Origin of the sequence: Shewanella corallii, from assembly GCF_023349125.1 — a bacterium.
Lineage (GTDB): Bacteria > Pseudomonadota > Gammaproteobacteria > Enterobacterales > Shewanellaceae > Shewanella > Shewanella corallii.
Map to the genome: position 1 here is coordinate 269,407 of NZ_JAKIKT010000001.1, position 17,002 is coordinate 286,408.

Consider the following 17,002-nt stretch of genomic DNA (forward strand, 5'->3'; position numbering starts at 1 on the left):
CATGTCTGCACAAGATATTATTTTAAGTTCAGGCACATCTGAGCTGACCCCGGCCGCCCAGGTGCGCCGCAAGGTCGCCAAGATGACCAAGTTGTTCGACGCTACCAAATGTAATGGCTGTAAAGCCTGTCAGGTGGCTTGCTCTGAGTGGAACGACCTGAGAGCGCCAATCGGCGAGTTCTCCGGCAGCTACCAAAACCCGGCAGATCTCTCTTCCGAGTGCTGGACGCTGATGAAGTTCCACGAGTTCAAGAAGAACGACAAGATGCATTGGCAGTTCACGCACACTGCATGTATGCACTGTGACGACCCTGCCTGTTTGACCGCTTGTTCGACCAAAGGCGCCATCGTGCAGCGCAGTAACGGCACCGTGGACTTTGACTCAGACAAGTGTACCGGTTGTGGCTATTGCGTATCGGCCTGTCCGTTCAACATTCCGCGTTTGGATCCAATCGATCAGAAGGCGTACAAGTGCACCATGTGCGCTGACCGTACTCAGATCGGCCTGGAACCAGCCTGCGTGAAGACCTGTATTACCGGCGCGCTGCGTTTTGGCACCCGTGAAGACATGTTGTTCTACGCAGATCTGCGGGTGAAGCAACTGAAAGAAAAGGGCTATGCCAATGCCGGTCTGTACAACCCTGAAGGGGTCGGTGGCACAGGTATGGTGATGATTCTGCACGACATCAACCAGCCTGAAAGTTATGGCCTGCCTGCTGATCCCAAGACCAGCCTGCCGGTTAAGTTGTGGCAGGACGTGGTTAAGCCTCTGGGCGCTGTGGGCATTATTGCCACCGCTGCTGTGGCCATTGCACACCGCATTACCGTGGGTCGCAACATTGTGGAAGAGGATGAGCCAGCGGCTTATGACCACTCCCATGATGACAACCAGAAGTCAGACAAGGAGTAACGGATATGCATAAGAATGAAAGGATCTTGCGTCATACACTGTTCGACCGACTCTGCCACTGGTTCATTGTGGCGACAGGTCTGGTGACTTTCCTGACGGGCTTTGCCTTCTTCTTTCCATCGTTCCAGTGGTTGGGCGGCATTGCCGGTACACCACAGATGGCGCGCTTTGTTCATCCTATCGCCGGCTTGATGATGTGTCTGCCGCTGATGTTGATGCTGGTGCGCTATTACCACCATAACAAGTGGGAAAAGAACGACCTGAAGTGGATGCTGGCCATCAAGGATGTGATGTTCGAAAACGAGGACAAGATCCCCGCTATTGGCCACTACAACCCGGGTCAGAAAGTGCTGTTCCGCACCTTCGTGGTGACCTCCATCGTGCTGACCGTAACAGGTTTCATGATGTGGCAGCCATACTTCGCCCCTTACTTTGAAGCCTCCACCATTGAGTGGGCCATTCTGCTGCACGCCATCTGCGCGGTGATCATGCTGATCTTCGTGATGGTGCACTTCTGGATGGCAACCTGGGTGGAAGGATCTGTGGCCGGTATGTTGTACGGCACAGTATCTCGGGCCTGGTGCAAGAAGCACCACCCGAACATGCTGAACGATCCTGAACTGAAAATTATTAAGCAGGAAAAACACTGATTATGAGCACTGCAACCCCTTCTGTAACAGGATTGGACCCTGAAGCCCTGGCCAAAGACGCGGCCGATGTGTTGACCGTGATACCGGCAAACCCTGGTGCTGTGTATTCACGTCGTGCAGCACGTTTGCAGGAGTTGGCGGATGACACTGTGCTGACCGATTACTTTGGTCTGCTCAGGTTACTGACCCGGGCCCAGGCACGACTGGCGCAGACGTCTGACGCTGAAAGCCTGTTTGGGCCACAGCCGCAATTGCAACTGTCTGGTTCCACTCCGCTGAGTCCGGCCAGTTTCGACTGGGGCAATTTCTGGCAGTCGGGGTTGCAGGAGCTTATCAGTGAGTTGCTGCCGCTGGTTACTCCTTCAGTGCAAGAAGTGCTGAAGGAGCTGGCAACCACGGAACCTGAGCAGCTGCAAACCTGGGCGACAGAGATGCTGGACGGACGGTTTACTTGCGTTCCTGCCCGTTTCAGCCTGTTTATCTGGGCAGCTTTGTCACTTTACTGGTCGCACTGGGCGGTAAATGTGGCTCAGGTACAGGCCAAAGTGGGCGAAGGTCATCACAGGCTGTGTCCTGTGTGTGGCGCTCACCCCATAGCCAGTGTGGTGCGTGAGCAGCCCCGTCAGGGATTGCGTTATCTGCACTGCAGTTTGTGTGAAACCCAATGGCACAGAGTTCGCGCCGAGTGTACCTGTTGCGGTGATAACCGGGATATCCATCTCTGGGCAGAAACCGAAACCAAGGCACCTTTGCGTATCGAAAGCTGTGGCAGCTGTAAGGGTTACACCAAGATGCTGTTTACCGACATCAATCCGCGCCTGGAAGTGGCGGTAGATGATCTGGCCAGCATGGTGATGGATCAGCAACTGGTTGAGGAAGGATTCCATCCTTCCACCGTCAACCCTCTGCTGCTGGCCCATGAGGAGCCATTAGCCGGTGAAGAGCCCTTAGCCAGTGAAGATCAAAAGCCTGCGGCCAACGCTTAGTAAACAGCAATACTGAAAACCTGAGGAGGCACCCAGTGCCTCCTCTTCTTAACCCAAAGAAAGATCAATTCTCCAAGACTTATGACTCAAGCTATCGACTCTTCCAACGCCCTGTTTAGACTCCTGCCGGCCATGGATAGCCTGCTGAAGATATCTCAAGTGATGAGTTTTATTGATCGCTATGGCAAACCTCAGGTGAAAGCGCAACTGACCCAAATGTTGACGGCGGCCCGCAGCGTAATTGCCAAACAAGGGACCCTGCCAGCCTGGTGTTGTGACGAAGCTGTGCTTGTCAGCGAGCTGGAGCAGTTACTGGAAAATGCCGGCCGCCACAGTTTAAGCCCTGTGATTAACCTCTCCGGCACTGTGCTGCACACCAATCTGGGGCGCAGTCAGATGTGTGAATCTGCCATCAGTGCGGTAACCGATGTGATGCGTCACCCAGTTCCCCTGGAGTTTGATATGGGGGCGGGTAAACGTGGCCACAGGGATTCGCGTATCAGTGAGCTGGTGCATGAGCTGACCGGTGCCGAGGCCTGCTGCGTGGTTAACAATAATGCCGCCGCAGTGCTCCTGATGCTGGCCTCTGTTGCTCCGGGCAAAGAGGTGATTGTGTCTCGCGGCGAGCTGGTGGAGATTGGCGGCGCCTTCCGTATTCCCGACATTATGGCTCAGGCCGGTTGCAAGCTGGTGGAGGTGGGTTGTACTAATCGCACCCACCTTAAAGATTACGCTGGCGCCATTACTGAAAACACGGCTGCCATTATGAAGGTGCACACCAGTAACTATCATATTGCCGGTTTTACCAAGTCGGTCTCTGAGGCTGAGCTGGCCGGATTGTGCCGTGACAATGGCATTGGGCTTATCTCAGATCTCGGCAGTGGCGCGCTGACCGAGCTGTCCCGTTTTGGCCTTGCCAGTGAGCCCATGCCGCAGCAGATGCTGAGCGACGGCGTAGATCTGGTGAGCTTTTCCGGTGACAAACTCCTGGGCGGCCCTCAGGCGGGGCTGGTCGTGGGCAAAAAGGCACTGATCGACAAGCTGCAGTCCCATCCGCTGAAGCGGGCACTGAGATGCGACAAAATGGTGCTGTCGGCACTGGAAGCCACCTTGCTTGAATATCGCAGGCCTGAGCAGCTGGACACTGTGATGCCTATCTTCCGTAAGCTGTCCCGACCATTGGGTGAGCTGCAGAAGCTGGGACAAAGGCTGATGCTTAGCTGTGAAGATCTGCAATTTGGCTTACAGGTAACACTGGAAACCTGTCATACCCAGGTGGGCAGCGGTTCTCAGCCGGATGTACTGCTGGAATCTGTCGCCCTGTGTTTTACGCCGAACTCTGATTCTCCCCAGGATTCTCTTACCTCGCTTGAACGTCATTTTAAGCAGCAAAACATCCCCGTCATTGGCCGTCTGGGAGCTGGCAAACTCTGGCTGGATCTGCGCGGCAGTGATGATGATACCGAGCTGGCGGCGGCACTTTATACCTGCCTCAGCAGCTGGCGGGAAGCCCGTGTTCCATCATCTGCATTGGAGTCAGACAGACAAGGGGAGGTGGCAGCATGATTATCGTCACAGCAGGGCATGTTGCACATAGAGGGTGGCAAGACCCGTTTCATCAAACTGAGTACGGGGCCAATCAATGATTATTGTAACAGCTGGTCATGTTGCACATAGAGGGTGGCAAAACCAGTTTCATCAATCTGATTGTGGGGCTAAACAATGATTATCGTCACAGCAGGTCATGTGGACCACGGTAAGACAAGCCTGATCCAGGCGCTGACAGGCATGAATGCTGACCGTCTGCCCGAGGAGCAGCGCCGGGGCATGACCATCGATCTGGGCTATGCCTTTATGGATCTGGGTGATGACAATCGTCTGGCTTTTATCGATGTGCCGGGCCACGAAAAGTTTATCAACAATATGCTGTGTGGCGTCAGTCATGCCAGACATGCCTTGTTGGTGGTGGCCTGTGATGATGGTGTCATGCCACAGACCCGTGAGCATCTGCAGATCCTTTCTTTGATGCCACTTGAGAGCCTGACCATTGCCCTGACCAAGTGCGACAGAGTGACAGCTGACAGGGTCAGCGAAGTGCAGATTGAGCTGGGTGTATGGCTGGCCAATGCCGTCAATCTGCAAGGCGTATCCCGGCAGGAGTTTATTGTCTCGGCGCACACAGGCTTTGGCATTGCCGAGCTTAAGATGCATTTGCAAACACTGAGCGAGAGCGAGCAGACCACAGCCGGGTCGACGCCTTTTCGTATGGTGCTTGACCGGGTATTCAGTGTAAAAGGCGCAGGCCTGGTGGCCACAGGTACAGTGATCAGTGGCTGCGTGAGTAAAGAAGACAGGCTGTATGTGGCTAATACAGCTTCTGGCCCAAACAACAGAGCGCACAAACAACAGGTGCGGGTCAGAGGCCTGCACGCCCAGGGACGGGAATCTAATTTTGCCCGGGCCGGTGACAGAGTGGCGTTGAACCTGACCGGCAATGATCATGATATTGAGCGAGGCGACTGGCTGAGTTCTATCGCCATGCCAGAGCCGGTATCCCGATTTGCCGTGGTACTCAGTGGTTTTATCCCCAAACACTGGCAGAGCGTGCACCTGCACCATGGCGCCAGTCATCAGCTTGGCCGCATCGCCCTGCTGTCTGAAGCGCCTTTGACCACATCATCTGCCAATCGCAAAGAGTATCTGGCAGAGCTGGTGCTGGAGCAGGCTTTACTGCCTGCTGCCGGCGATATGTTGGTGGTGCGCGATGCCTGTGGTCGCGAGACGTTGGGGGGCGCCCGGGTATTGGAGCTGGAGGTGCCAACCCGGGGTAAGCGCACCGCTGAGCGCATTGAGTATCTGACTGAGCTGGCTGCCTGTTTTCAGGGAGCCAATAAGACACCTTTACTGGCACTCACGGTGAGCTGCAGCCGCAAAGCGGTTTCTATTGCTATGCAGGCCTGGAGCTGGCAATTGAGTGAGGCTGAACTGCAGCAGCACTTGGGTTTTAATAATTGTGGTTGTGATAATCGTGGCAGTGTTCATCGTGAGCATGACAACAGCGGACGTGCAGACAGCGGCCACGGTGAAAGTACAGGTCTGGTCAGTCGTGGCGACTGGCTGGTAAGCCGTTTTCTGTTTGATGGCTTTAAAACCGAGATGATGGCGCGGATTGCTTCCCACCATGAGTCCAATCCGGATGAGTTGGGACTGGGGCGAGCACGCTTGCTGAGAGTATGTCACTCAGGCCTGCCTGCTGCCCTGGTCAATGAGGCCATTGATGAGCAGCTGGCAGCCGGGGAGCTGACCATGACCCGGGGGCAGTTGCATCTGCCAAGGCACGCCATTTCCCTGTCAGCTGATGAACTGCTTTTGTGGCAGACCCTGGAGCAGATGTTTATTAAGTCACGCACACCACTGTGGACCTCGGACATCTGTGAGCCCTTGAACCTGACACCAAAGCAGGCCAGAGCTCTGTGCTACAAGCTGGTGCAGCTGGGTTACATCAGTGCGCTGCTTAAAGACAGATACATTCTCAGCGATACCCTGCAAGCGGGTGCTGCCATGATCCTGGCCCACCTTGAAGTGCATGATGCTGTGAGTACCTCAGAGTTTTGCGCCGGAATGCAGATGGGGCGTAAGGCGGGTATTCAATTGCTGGAGTGGTTTGACCGTATCGGCTTTACCCGGCGTTTGTTCCAGGCCAACAGTCGCACTTTGCGGGATGCTGAGCTGTTTGAGTATTTGCGCCCCATAAAAACACCCAGGCAGGCACAGATGCCTGAACCCAATCATCTTTCCATTGCGGCGGCAAGCATGTCAGCCCATCTTTCAGGCCATCTATCAACTAATAGGGCCGAAGGCCAGAGCACCGGACTTTCCACAGGGATATGAGTATGAATACCGATTTAAATAACAGCATCCGCAGTATTGATGCCTGGTCGAGCTTTAACGGCTGTCTGTCGCCTGTGTCCGATGAGTTGGCCAGAGAGGTCAGGGTTGCGTTGGTATACAACGGTATCTCCCACACAGTGATGATGGCTTCACCCATGGATCTGGAAGCCTTTGCTGTCGGCTTTACCCTGTCGGAGCGGATTGTTGAGTGCGCCTCTGAAATCAAAGGTGTTGAATTGGAAGAGGTTGAGCTTGGGGTGATCGTGCATCTGGAGATCACCACCCGTCGCTTTGCCGAGCTTAAGCAGCACAGGCGCAATATGGCGGGACGTACGGGCTGCGGCCTTTGTGGTGTGGCTCAGCTGGATCAGGCGATTAAACCCATTATTCCTGTTGAAGGTAACAGCAGGTTTAACCTGGCGGTGATGAACTCTACATTGAGAGAGCTCAAGAAGCAGCAGCCCTGCTTTCGGGTAACCGGTGCCACCCACGCGGCTATGGCGCTGGATGAGTCAGGTCAGGTGTTGGCTGGATTCGAGGATGTGGGCCGACATATCGCTCTGGATAAGCTGATTGGCCATTTTGCCCTGAATAAGCTGCCCATGCCCAGGGCGGTGATGCTTACCAGCCGGGCCAGTTTTGAGATGGTGCAAAAGGCGGCGGCTGCCGGTATTGAGATCCTGTTTGCCATGTCTGCGGTGACGGCGCTGGCTCAAGAACTGGCGCAAAAAAGCAATATCACCCTGGTAGGGTTTTGCCGGGATAACAGAGCCATGGTCTATAGCTGTGGTGAACGAATTGTGACCAGTGCAGCCCCCATGTTGCAGCGGGTGGGGTAAGAAAACCCTATCTGGTTAAATTTTGCATTAAGTCGTATCGGCGGATCACCGGGTGAGGTATTATCCGCCGCTTTCGTTTTTGACGTGAGAGAAGATGCGCAGACCTGCCTGGCCTACCTGTCTTCTGTCACTCGCATTTTCTATGGGGGAAAATGTCGTGAGCTGGCAAGCATTCAAGCAAGCCTATTTAATCAGGTTCTGGTCACCTGTGCCTGCGGTCATTGCCGCGGGTGTACTTTCGGCCATTTTCTTCGGTTTGACCGGCGGTCTGTGGGCGGTTACCGGTGAGTTTACCCGTTGGGGCGGACATTTGGCGCAACTGTTTGGCGCCCATCCGGAAAACTGGACCTACTTTCAGATTATTGGCCTTAAAGGCACACCACTGGACAGAGCTGGTGGCATGATGCTGATCGGTATGTTTGGTGGCGCGCTGGCGGCAGCCTTGTGGGCCAACAATGTGAGTATTCGCTTACCTCAGCATAAGCGCCGTATTGCCCAGGCTGTGATTGGTGGCGCACTGGCAGGCTTCGGTGCCCGCCTGGCGATGGGGTGCAACCTGGCAGCTTTCTTTACCGGTATTCCTCAGTTCTCACTGCATGCCTGGATTTTCGCCCTGGCGACTGCGGTGGGTACCTATTTGGGTGCCAAGCTGACCCTGCTGCCCATGTTCCGGGTGCCGCTGAAGCTGACTAAGGGCGGCGCTAAGCGCAACATCGCTCAGGATAAGCAAAAGGCCAGTAACCGCTTCCGTCTGGGCATGGTGATTTTTGGTTTGATGGCGATTTGGGGTGTAGTGACCCTGCTGGATTCTCCTAAGCTGGGAATCGCCTTGCTGTTTGGTATGGGCTTTGGCCTGCTGATCGAGCGCGCGCAGATCTGCTTTACTTCGGCCTTCCGTGATATGTGGATTACCGGTCGTACCCAGATGGCCATTGCCATTGTGCTGGGTATGGCAGTGAGCGCTCTGGCGACCTTCAGCTATATCGAACTGGGTTTGACCCAGAAGGTGATGTGGGCCGGTCCCAACGTAGTGATTGGTGGCGTGCTGTTTGGTATCGGTATTGTGCTGGCCGGTGGCTGTGAGACCGGCTGGATGTACCGTGCGATGGAAGGTCAGGTGCACTTCTGGTGGGTTGGCCTGGGCACAATTTTGGGGGCTCTGGGTCTGGCGGCGATGTGGGACAGCGTGGCGACCCCGTTGGCGACCAGCTGGCCGAAAGTGAATTTACTTGAGAGTTTGGGTCCTTGGGGCGGTTTGGGTATGACCTTTGCGCTGCTTGGCCTGTCTTTGTTGGCAATTTTGTGGTGGGAGAAGCGTTTCTTCGCCCGTCAGCGTCAGGAGAATTAACATGGTTCAATCAGCAAGTGATGTAGTGACTGAAGTGGATTTCCAGCTGGAAGTGTGGGGCGAGCCTTGTCCTTATCCTGTAGTGGCAACACTGGATGCTCTTAAGCAGATGCAGTCCGGTGAAACCCTGGAAGTGGTGACTGACTGTCTGCAGTCCATCAACAACATTCCGACCGACGCTAAACGTCATGGTCATCAGGTCTTGGAAGTAGAACAACAGGGTCCACAGGTACGTGTGGTGATCCGTAAGGCATAATGCCCGGATAGCCCAAACTGCCTGAAAAATATGACGGGATTGTGACGCCACAATCCCGTTTTTTATTGTCGCCAACTAAGACTAAATTCCCTCTGGACAGCGGATATTAAAGCTGATACCAATAGTGCAAGTCAGCGATAACCCTTATTACAGCTGGCTTTCAAGCCTGTTGTTTGTTGAGTGATGGGCTGCAGGCTTTTATATAAAAATAATTTGCCAGTCAATAATTTTGGACTACATTCCTTATGGGAGATGTGCTCAATGTCTGAGTTCAGTTTGTCTTGAACAGGGCTTTTTTGAGCAAGAATTGTCTGCCAGTAAGGGAAGATGATGAGGTAATGAGCTTTCCGTTCAGATTAAGGGAAAATTCATCACCGGGTCATTGATTATCAGAAAGTTTTTGTAAAAATACCGGGCTTATTGGACCCCACTTTAACGGTGGGAAAAGTGGCAGCGGAGCAGTTCTGCCGGAACATTTTATTTTTAGTTTATATGTTGATTTAAGGGTATTGGCATATATGTACAACACGGTGAAGAAACAGGTTTGGATTGGTGAACTGAGAACCTCCAGAGGGAATACAGTGGTCATTCATGACAATCAGTTACCAGACGCTTCTCCTGGAAGAGTCTTTCTCTACAACACAGATCGCAATGCGATTGTTGAGTATGTAGAGGAGATAGTAAAACCCAACTTGCATGAGCTGGATGAAGCGGCCATTAAGGACGCTGAATCGAAATTCAGTGGTGCATGGCAGATAGCCAGAGCAGAGTTTCTGGGTAAACGTCCGAAAGTTGAAGACAGTGCTCCCGCGCCAAAGAAAGCCAAGGCTGAGGTGGAAGCTGAAGACAGCTATGAAGATGATAACCTGGGAGACGATGATTGGTCTGACGACGATTACGACGACGATTAATCTCTGGAAATGGTAAACGCTGTATCAAAGGGCTGATATCAGTCGGCGTGGATGCATATAACGGTAGCTGTGGAGCTGCCGTTTTTTATTCCCGATTGACGCCTACTGCGCCCGCTGCTCCGGCCAACTCACACATATAGCTGTCGCACTGGGTAAACCTGGTTTGCAGTTCCAACAAGAGGTCTGTGATCTCGTGTGATGGGATCAGGGCCACCACAGTGTGATCCTCCGTCATACGGGCACCGCCCCGGTTGCCAAGGAAGCCGTGAAGGAAGTCTGTTACTGCCTGAGCCTGCTGATTGTCCGGATGCAGGGCACCAATCAGAGAGTGATGGGAAGCCTGCATCAACTCACTGATCCGCCCGGGATCGTCTCTTCTCAGCGCGCCAACCAGTTGATGAGCCCGCTCATTCTCTCCCAGTAAGTGCTGCACTTCATCAAAGAAGCGGGTACAGCTCTCTCTTTCTTTCGAGTGGAGCTGATTGCGGCTGAGGCAACGCAGTGAGGCGACCCCGAAATGTTCGGCAAATGCCTGACAGTGCTCCTGTCTGGCCTGTCGCTTTGCCTCTGTTTTGGCCTCGACACTGACAGGCTTTATTACTGCAATCGTCAGAGTTTGGGGCATGGGGATGGGTTGGCAGTCCATATCCAAACTATCGATCATCAGGGCACTGTCGGGCTGGGCGAGGACACAGCTCATCTGGCTGACGACGCCACAGGTGTGGGAAAGGTAAAGGCTCTCACCACGTTGGGCCAGTTGTGCAACAGCCATGGGCGTGAGTTGTTGATTGCAGCATAGTCCCAGGGCCGTGCCAAAGGCGGTTTGCAGAGCTGCGGTTGAACCAAGTCCGGTATTTTTGGGGATAGTGCTGACAACGGCCAGATCCAGGCCGGTTAAGGTCAGGCCTGAGCGGACAAGTTCGCTGGTGATCCCCTTCAGATAATTAAGCGCATCAGCATCATCTATGGGAGGGCCTTCTATCCCTGCGAACCACTCATAGACAGAACCAGCGCTGAGCTGTTCTCCTTTGAGTGCGGTATGGTGAAAGACGACTCTGAACTTACCATCCTGCCTGGGGCGGACCGCCAGCCAGGTATATACATTGACTGCGCAACAGATTGTCAGCCCATCGTAGCAATCGCTGTAGTCACCCAGCAAATTGACCCTGCCGGGAGCTCTGAACACGTGTTCAGGCGCGGACTTGAAGGTTTCGATAAATAGTTGGCTGACGAATTCTGCTGCTTGGTTCATCCTGCTTTAGCTGCCATGAATAATCTGAGTAAGATGGCGCATCTGAAAGATGCACACATTCAGTTACTTTTTTATAACATGTTAGCGTATAAAACGGTACTAAGCAGTATTTGCAGTGTTTTGCTCTACTACTTTCTTTGCCAAACGATCGCCAGCCAATGATTATCCGGGCTCACCGCAAGCCGATTTGGGGCGCTGTAGCTGGCAGCCGGTGGTGTCAGAGGCGCAACCAGAGTCCATTGCTGCTGAGCCATGGGTTTATCAGTCTGGTAGTGCAGTGTTTGCAGTCCGGCATCACTGGTGTGAAACAGCCAGCCGTTGGGGCTCCAAGCGGTATCTTCACTGCCCGGAGTCAATGACGCGATTGGCGTCAAAACGCCTGTTTTTGGTTCAAATCGGGTCACTATTTGCTGACCATCATGGCGCTTTTGCACAAAACTGAAGGCTTGTTGGCCGGGGATTGGGTGCAAACTGCGACCTACGCTGTCAGCCACAAAATGGCGCTCGTCGGCCTGTTCACCTTTGGGCTCAAAATAGAGGTTGTAACCATATCTGGCCCACAGCAAGGTGCCCATTTCAGGATGATGAGAGTAGTAGCCGCTGTTTATCATGCTGTTGACGGCTCGCTCTCTTGGTTGGCCTTCAGTTTGTTGCCATACACTTTGATGGGGAACACCCTGCTCAACCACATAACGAATACCCGCCTTATTTGCCATTGGCGTTGGAGAAAACTCGCCCTCATCCGGGGTATTGGTCAGTTGGGTGACTTTGCCGTCTTTGATGTTAATTCGGTAAATATCTGTGTAGCTGCCGCTTCTGTCTGAGCTTAACAGCAGGGATTTGCTGTCTGAGGTGAAAGCGGGTTGAGAGTCATAGCCATCTCTGTCGGTCAGTGCTTTGGGCTGCCCAAGTTGCCACTGGCCATCATCAAAACTCAAAGGGTAGAGAAAGATATCGAATCCGGCGGCCAGCGCCGTGGGTGAAGCGAGCAGGGCTGCCAGCGTCAGACCTGCAGCGGAAGTTGATTTGGGCATGGACGTTTCCTTACGAGATGACAAACGTCCATCACCCTATCGCAACTGATTACTAAATAACAGTTTTAGCCTTTTCCTTGCTGCACTCCTGCTGCTGACTGAAATACAAAAGCTCAGAGGTGACATGCTCAACGAAACCTGCACCTGCAGCTTCATACAGGTTGTAAACACTGTGAGCTCCTGCCTCTTTCAGTGAGCAGGTATCTTCGCTGTACTGGACTATGGCGCTGATTTTGCCTTTGTATCCGCGCTTGTTCAGCTGTTCCACCGCAAACAGGTTACCACCGTGGTGTGGCATCGCCAGCAGGACCAACTCGAGACCGTCGGCGTTATCCAGCTTTTCCCAGAAGTCGATATCAGCCGCATCTCCCTGGACCACATTACGGCCATAGTTGGTGTGCTGGTTAACCAACTCCTTTTTGTGTTCAATGCCCAGAATCTCAGAGCCAAACTTGGCTTTCAGCTCATCGTAGGCTCCGGCACCAATGCGTCCCATACCGATAATCATAAATCTTGGATTGCCGATTGAGATGGGTCTGTCCTCTGGGTGCAGAGGGAAGCGCTCCATCTTGCGCAGACGCTTGTGGTATCTCTGGTAAAGGTTGCCTACCGCATTATTCAGGGGCGCAGCCATCAGGAAGCTGATACTCAGTGCCACAGCGATAATCACCAGCCATTGCGCTGGCAGCCAACCTTTCTGAGCGGCTACCGCAGCCACAATCAAGCCAAACTCACTGTAGTTACCCAGACTGAATGCGGACAGCATGGCGGTCCGGGATCTCAGCTTGAAGCGGGTCAGCAGATAGAAGAACAGGGCGATCTTCAGTGGCACGATAGCCACCAGAATACCCGCCAGTGCGACATCTTCCAGGGTTGGCAATCCATTGAGACCTATGGTGAGGAAGAAGGCCACCAGGAAGAGTTCTTTGAAATAGAAGAGTGACTTGGCCAGCTCTGACGATTTAGGGTGTCCGGCCAGCAAAATACCGATAATCAGAGCACCAAGATCCGGCTTCAGACCCACAGCTTCAAACAGCCATGCGCCTACTACCAGGGCCATTACCAGACCAAACAGCACCAGTAGCTCACCGTGACCGACCCGGTCGAAGGCTTTGTAAATCAAGGGACGTGCCAATGGCAGCAATAGCAATGACAAGGCCCAGACGCTGGGGATATCCCCTTTGGAGATGGTGAGGAAGGCGACGGCGAATATGTCCTGCATAATCAGGATACCGATGGCGACCCGGCCGTACAGGGTCTGCATATCGCCCTTATCTTCCAGAACTTTCACCGCAAAAACGGTACTGGAGAAGCCCAGCGCAAAGGCCAGCAGCCCAAGCTGTTCCCACCCTAGGCCAGTCAACTGTGACAGGCCAAGCACGCCCAGCAATTTCAGCACAGGAATAAAGAACAGCATGGAGGCCATAAGATGGATACTGGCACCGGCCCACACCTCAGCTTTGAACAGGCTGCGCAGATCCAGCTTCAGACCAATGGCAAACAGCAGTAAGGTCACCCCCAGGTTGGCGAGTTGTTCCAGCAGCGGCAAGCTGGACTCTTCGATACCAAACATGAAAAGCACAAAGCCGGCGACCAGATAGCCGATCAGTGGCGGGAGTCCGACCCGGCTGACCAGCAGACCACAGGCGAGGGTAATAACGAGGATCGCAGGTTCCATAGCAGTCCTTCTTGCTGAACTTCTTTAATTGAATGACGGCATGACCCAGTCGTCTAGCAGCATAGTCTCTTGCCGGCAGTTTGGGGTCAACAGCAGATATTGTATAAGAAAAATAAAGGTTTGAGAGGTGTTGGGTAGAATTTGTTTGGAAAATGTGAGAGGCAAGCAGCTGTCGGCTAAGGTATTGAAAATAAAAAGGGAGCGACATGCACTCCCTTGTTGATATTGCTTACTTCACCAGATTGTCCAGGTGAGCGGCAAAGTCATCGGGTCCCATAAAGCCGGTAACCGTCAGTTGAGGTAGCTGTTCACCCTGCGCATCAAACATCAGCAGAGTAGGCAGCCCCAACACATTGAAGTGCTCCAGCAGGGCCACATCTGTGGCATCTGTCTTGGTCACGTCGGCCTTGAGCAGCACCATATCGCTGAAGCGCTGCTGTACCTGCTGAGACTTGAAGGTGATGTTTTCAAACTCTTTACAGGCCACACACCAGTCAGCGTACAGATCCAGCATTGCTGGCTTACCGGCAGCTTTGGCCTTGGCCAGCTCAGCGTTCAGGTCATCAATGGATTTGATCAGGACGAACTTTTTGGTTTCTGCACCGCTTTGAGCTGTGGCACCAACAGTCTGGAAGCCCAACGCGCCCATCACCGCCTGGAAGCCATAGGAGAAACTGCCCATCAGCATCAGGATAAGTACCACAGAGCGTGCAGTCTGTTTCCAGTTGAACTCTGTCATCTTGTTCTGGTGCATCAGGTAGCCAATTAAGCTGATACCCCAAACAGACCAAAGCACATCAGTGGTAACGCCGGGCCAGATACGGCTGATCATTACGATGGATACTGCCAGCAGCAGGAAGCCGAATACTGTCTTGATCACTTCCATCCACTGACCGGCACGAGGCAGGAGTTTACCGCCTGAGGTACCCAGCATCAGCAAAGGCACGCCCATACCCATGGACAGCACATACAGGGCCAGGAAGCCCAGCATCAGGTCGCCACTCTGAGCGATATAGATAAGTACACCTGACAGAGGCGCTGTGGTACAGGGTGAAGCCACCAGACCAGAGATAACCCCCATCATAAATACGCCGGTGAGGTTGCCACCTTTCTGACTGTTGGAGGCGTTGTTCAGTTTCTCCTGCCATTTGGATGGCAGGCGAATGTCGTACATGCCAAACATGGACAAACTGAGCAGGGCAAACATCACTGCCAGTACAATCAGCACCGCTGGATGCTGCAGCGCAGCCTGGTACTTCATACCTGCAGAGGCAACCACCAGACCCACAATAGAGTAGGTAATCGCCATACCCTGAACATAAGCCATGGACAGGGTAAATGCCTTGCCTGTGGAAAGCTTCTGTTGCTGACCGACAATGATGCCTGACAGAATCGGGTACATGGGGAACACACATGGAGTCAGTGCCAGGCCAATACCCAGGCCGAAGAAGATCAGCAGGGTCAGCGCCAGATTATCACCGCCCAGCATTTGGCTCAGTGAGTCCTGCTCGCTGACAACTTCTGTGCTCTTCTGAGTATTGACCGCATTAACCGCTTCAGCTGTGGCGCGAATATCATTGGTCGGAGCTGCTACTTCGCCAGAGTTGGCGTCTACCGGCAGTACAGGTTGGGTACGGGTGGTAGGTGGGAAGCAGAGTTTACCTTCTGCACAACCCATAAAGGTGACAGAGAAGCTGGCGTCTTTGCCCGCTTGCTTCAGGGCTGCAGGAATGTCCACATAGGTGTAGTACACCTCCTGCTCACCAAAGTATTCATCATGATGCATCTTGCCGGCAGGCAACTGGACTTCGCCCAGTTCGGCATTGTTGACGGCAAACTTAAGTTTGTCTTTGTACATGTAGTAGCCGTCGGCGATAACAAAGTTCACCTTGAGCTGACTGCCATCCTGCTTTAGGTCGAACACGAAAGCTTCGTCGACCGGCATGAGTTCGGGCTCACTGCTACCCAGGAAATCAAATTTCTTGCTGTCAAAAATCCCTTCGCTGTGTGCCAGAGGCGACAGCAATGTCAGTGCGGCAAGGAATACTGCGAATAGTCGTTTCATGATTGGCTGTTTTCTTTTATCCATTCCAAATAAGCGGGCAGTCCCTGTGACACCGGTACTGCAATTAACTCAGGTACTTCATAAGGGTGCGAAGCGATCACTGCCTGTTGCAATGCGTCGTAGCATGCTGCCAGACATTTGATCTGCAGACTGAACTCCTGCTCTTCACATACCTTGCCATCCCATGAATAGCGGGAGGTGATGGGAGCGGAAATCTGCACACAGGCTGCCAGCTTTTGCTCCACCAAAGTTCGGGCAAGCGCAGAGGCTTCCTCTTTGGATGGGCAAGTTGTCAGTACCAACAGATATTCACTGTCGTATTGCATCAGTAAGTCCTTAAGTCTCGCTTAAGATTAAACCTGCTTTAAGCAAGTGAGCTTAAAATAGTTGCCACAACTCTACGTGTTTTGTCAGCTGCTTGCATCTGCAGCGGGCGAAAACAGTGAGTCAGTTCAATGGCTGTTTGTCGCTTTTGGGGAGTGACAAACGGCGGCAACTTGAAAATAGACAGGTTAATCCCCATTTAGTTTTCAATGAAAATGCATTTTTGAGGTCAGCATGTTCTTATTTTTGTTTTTGATTTTTGTTCTGGTTCCCGTGGTGGAACTGTCCGTGCTGATCCGTGTGGGCGAAGTACTGGGTACCTGGACCACCATAGGCCTGTGTTTATTCACCGCAGTAGTGGGTGCATCACTGGTGCGCAGTCAGGGCTTGAGTACCCTGATGCAGGCACAGCAGAAGCTGGCCCGGGGCGAATCTCCCGGTCAGGAAGTGATTGAAGGTATGATGCTGGCGATGGCCGGTATTATGCTGGTTATTCCAGGCTTTGTGACTGACTTTATGGGTCTGTTGCTGTTGACGCCATTTACCCGAGCGCCATTGGCCCGTTTTATTTTGAAACGTGCGCAACTGCGTATGGTGACGCCGGGCCAATTCGGTGGCATGAACGGTGGCTTTGGTCAGCAGGGTCCTTTCAATCAACAGAACCCATTCGGTCGTGACCCGTTCGACAATCACGACGGTAATACCTTTGAAGGTGATTTTGAGCGCAAGCAGGATGAAGACAGAGGCCTGAGAAGCGACAAGCCGGATCATCAAAGAAAAGATGATGACTGGGGACGAAAAGACGATTAGCAGCTGAACTGCTGAAAAGCCTGCGCAATATCGCAGGCTTTCTTTTAC

At 53.1% G+C, this 17,002-nt stretch carries 15 protein-coding genes; 10 read left to right on the plus strand and 5 right to left on the minus strand.

Going from position 1 to position 17,002, the window contains the following annotated elements:
• Position 1 precedes the first annotated feature (1 nt).
• From fdxH to L2725_RS01195, 9 genes are all read left to right on the plus strand, one after another.
• Positions 2 to 910, plus strand: a complete 909-nt coding sequence (gene fdxH / locus L2725_RS01155) for a formate dehydrogenase subunit beta (RefSeq protein ID WP_283164152.1) — start codon at positions 2 to 4, stop codon at positions 908 to 910.
• A 5-nt stretch (positions 911 to 915) separates the two neighbouring features.
• On the plus strand, positions 916 to 1,560 hold the full coding sequence (locus L2725_RS01160; protein ID WP_115137352.1) for a formate dehydrogenase subunit gamma: 645 nt from the start codon (positions 916 to 918) through the stop codon (positions 1,558 to 1,560).
• A gap of 2 nt (positions 1,561 to 1,562) precedes the next feature.
• Positions 1,563 to 2,546: a formate dehydrogenase accessory protein FdhE gene (fdhE, locus tag L2725_RS01165; protein ID WP_249247233.1), complete on the plus strand. Its 984-nt coding sequence runs from the start codon at positions 1,563 to 1,565 to the stop codon at positions 2,544 to 2,546.
• 81 nt (positions 2,547 to 2,627) lie between these two features.
• A complete protein-coding gene (selA, locus tag L2725_RS01170; protein WP_249247234.1) occupies positions 2,628 to 4,112 on the plus strand; it encodes an L-seryl-tRNA(Sec) selenium transferase in 1,485 nt (494 codons plus the stop codon).
• 156 nt (positions 4,113 to 4,268) lie between these two features.
• Positions 4,269 to 6,437 carry a selenocysteine-specific translation elongation factor gene (gene selB / locus L2725_RS01175; RefSeq protein ID WP_249247235.1) on the plus strand — a complete coding sequence of 723 codons (2,169 nt, stop codon included), beginning with the start codon at positions 4,269 to 4,271 and terminating at the stop codon, positions 6,435 to 6,437.
• Positions 6,438 to 6,439: 2 nt separating this feature from the next.
• The gene (gene fdhD, locus L2725_RS01180; RefSeq protein ID WP_346429377.1) at positions 6,440 to 7,276 is read left to right on the plus strand and encodes a formate dehydrogenase accessory sulfurtransferase FdhD; all 837 of its coding nucleotides are present in this window, start codon (positions 6,440 to 6,442) and stop codon (positions 7,274 to 7,276) included.
• 157 nt (positions 7,277 to 7,433) lie between these two features.
• Positions 7,434 to 8,624 carry a selenium metabolism membrane protein YedE/FdhT gene (yedE, locus tag L2725_RS01185; protein WP_249247236.1) on the plus strand — a complete coding sequence of 397 codons (1,191 nt, stop codon included), beginning with the start codon at positions 7,434 to 7,436 and terminating at the stop codon, positions 8,622 to 8,624.
• Between the two features lies 1 nt (position 8,625).
• Complete coding sequence (gene yedF / locus L2725_RS01190) at positions 8,626 to 8,880, plus strand: sulfurtransferase-like selenium metabolism protein YedF (RefSeq protein ID WP_115137346.1); 255 nt, start codon at positions 8,626 to 8,628, stop codon at positions 8,878 to 8,880.
• A gap of 518 nt (positions 8,881 to 9,398) precedes the next feature.
• A complete protein-coding gene (locus L2725_RS01195) occupies positions 9,399 to 9,791 on the plus strand; it encodes a hypothetical protein (protein WP_249247237.1) in 393 nt (130 codons plus the stop codon).
• Between the two features lie 85 nt (positions 9,792 to 9,876).
• Here L2725_RS01195 and L2725_RS01200 read toward each other — a convergent pair whose 3' ends face one another.
• From L2725_RS01200 to cutA, 5 genes are all read right to left on the minus strand, one after another.
• Complete coding sequence (locus tag L2725_RS01200; protein ID WP_249247238.1) at positions 9,877 to 11,043, minus strand: galactokinase; 1,167 nt, start codon at positions 11,041 to 11,043, stop codon at positions 9,877 to 9,879.
• 128 nt (positions 11,044 to 11,171) lie between these two features.
• Positions 11,172 to 12,077, minus strand: a complete 906-nt coding sequence (locus L2725_RS01205) for a TolB-like translocation protein (RefSeq protein ID WP_249247239.1) — start codon at positions 12,075 to 12,077, stop codon at positions 11,172 to 11,174.
• Positions 12,078 to 12,129: 52 nt separating this feature from the next.
• Positions 12,130 to 13,755, minus strand: coding sequence for a cation:proton antiporter family protein (locus L2725_RS01210; RefSeq protein ID WP_248934060.1), 1,626 nt, complete (start codon positions 13,753 to 13,755; stop codon positions 12,130 to 12,132).
• A 229-nt stretch (positions 13,756 to 13,984) separates the two neighbouring features.
• Entirely contained in the window at positions 13,985 to 15,820 is a 1,836-nt protein-coding gene (locus L2725_RS01215; protein ID WP_249247241.1) for a protein-disulfide reductase DsbD, read from the minus strand.
• Positions 15,817 to 16,146, minus strand: coding sequence for a divalent-cation tolerance protein CutA (gene cutA, locus L2725_RS01220; protein WP_249247242.1), 330 nt, complete (start codon positions 16,144 to 16,146; stop codon positions 15,817 to 15,819). Before cutA ends, L2725_RS01215 begins: the two co-directional genes overlap by 4 nt.
• Before the next feature lie 232 nt (positions 16,147 to 16,378).
• On the opposite strand from cutA, the gene L2725_RS01225 reads away from it, so the two are divergent.
• Positions 16,379 to 16,954, plus strand: coding sequence for an FxsA family protein (locus L2725_RS01225; protein ID WP_249247243.1), 576 nt, complete (start codon positions 16,379 to 16,381; stop codon positions 16,952 to 16,954).
• The last annotated feature ends 48 nt before the right edge of the window (positions 16,955 to 17,002 follow it).